The following is a 246-nucleotide window of genomic DNA, read 5'->3' as shown; positions in this document are numbered from 1 at the left end:
AACCTATGGTAATTGGGAGTTAATTATTATTAATGATGCTTGCCCTGATAATAGTTGCAAGTATATAAACGAGCTAATAAAAAACAGCTCTCAAATTGTAAAAATAGATAATAAGACCAACGAAGGTGTCGCTAAATCTAGAAATAAAGGCATAGCCTATGCTACAGGTGAAGTCATCGCATTTTTAGATTCAGATGATTATTGGCATCAAGAAAAGCTCAGTTTGCAAGTAGCTAAACTTAAAGA

General features: G+C 32.9%; 1 protein-coding gene. It reads left to right on the top strand.

What is annotated here, in order from left to right; all coding sequences use genetic code 11:
* On the top strand, nt 1-246 hold a 246-nt coding region (locus AAEY88_RS14995), incomplete at both ends, for a glycosyltransferase family A protein (protein ID WP_350563668.1).

The sequence above is a fragment of the Psychrobacter sp. CAL346-MNA-CIBAN-0220 genome, from assembly GCF_040309805.1.
In the GTDB taxonomy this organism is placed as follows: Bacteria; Pseudomonadota; Gammaproteobacteria; order Pseudomonadales; family Moraxellaceae; genus Psychrobacter.
This window is presented reverse-complemented; position numbering and strand designations above follow the sequence as displayed.